The sequence below is a fragment of the Bartonella sp. AA83SXKL genome, from assembly GCF_042196965.1.
In the GTDB taxonomy this organism is placed as follows: domain Bacteria; phylum Pseudomonadota; class Alphaproteobacteria; order Rhizobiales; family Rhizobiaceae; genus Bartonella.
The window spans coordinates 1-1,189 of record NZ_JBHIRG010000092.1 but is presented as its reverse complement, the minus strand read 5'-3'; the positions used below and the strand labels follow the sequence as shown (position 1 = coordinate 1,189).

1 pseudogene is annotated in these 1,189 nt (G+C 41.5%); it reads left to right on the top strand.

Annotation, left to right across the window (positions count from 1 at the left end):
• A pseudogene (locus ACFINO_RS09845) lies at positions 1–1,189 on the top strand (hypothetical protein); the annotation flags it as partial.

Here is a 1,189-nt window from a genome sequence, read left to right as displayed (position 1 = left end):
AAAGTCGTAGGCGATAGCTTAGTTAAACAAGATGAAAAGACGCATGTTATTAGCATTGGAGGTGAAAAAGGCGGTACGAGCATCAATATTGCAAACAGTGATAATGCAGCGCGGACACTCTCAGGTGTTAAGGAAGGTGATGTTTCAAAAGCATCGACGGATGCGGTGAATGGTTCACAACTCTATTCCATGAATAAGATGTTTGCGGAGTATTTTGGTGGAGGAGCCGGCTATAATGATAAGGGAGAATGGGGTGCTCCAAGTTTCAAGCTAAAAACAGTCAACTCTGATGGAAAAGATGAAGAGAAGAGTTATGATAATGTTGCGGATGCGTTAGCAGGAGTAGGGACGTCTTTCACGAATATTCATAAAGAAATTAACAAAGTCGTAGGCGATAGCTTAGTTAAACAAGATGAAAAGACGCATGTTATTAGCATTGGAGGCGAAAAAAGCGGCACGAGCATTACCCTTTCCAACATTGATGGAGCGGAACGGACTCTTTCTGGAGTGCGTGGTGGAACGATTTCAGAAACATCGACGGATGCGGTGAATGGTTCACAGCTTTATTCTATGAGTAATGTCTTAGCGTCCTATTTAGGAGGAGGAGCGGGCTATAAGGATGGGAAATGGAGTGCACCGGAATTCAAGGTTGCACAATTTAAGAGCGACGGTAGTTCAGATGAGAAGACGAGCTATGATAATGTTGCAGCTGCGTTTGATGGTGTGAATATAGGTATGACCAATATCAACAATCGTATTCATGATGTTGAGAAGAATGTTGCGTCCAATGGTTTAAATTGGAATGAAACTGAAGGAGCGTACGACGCGAAGCATGATGACAAGTCGAGCAAGATTAAGAATGTCTTAGCTGGTAAAGTTGAAGAGAATTCACAAGAAGTTGTGAATGGAGGTCAGCTATGGGAGACGAATGAGAAAGTGAAAGAGGTTGAAAAGAAAGTAGATACGATTGATCAACATGTAAAAGATATTACAACAACGGTTATGGATGGAGCGGTTAAATATGACAAAGATGATGATGGTAAAAAGACGAATAAGGTTACGTTAGTAGGAGGCAATGACAGCGAACCTGTTATGATAGATAATGTAGCGGATGGAAAGATTGAAACAGGTTCTCAGCAAGCTGTTAATGGTGGTCAGTTGCATGATTATACTGAAGAGCAGATGAAGA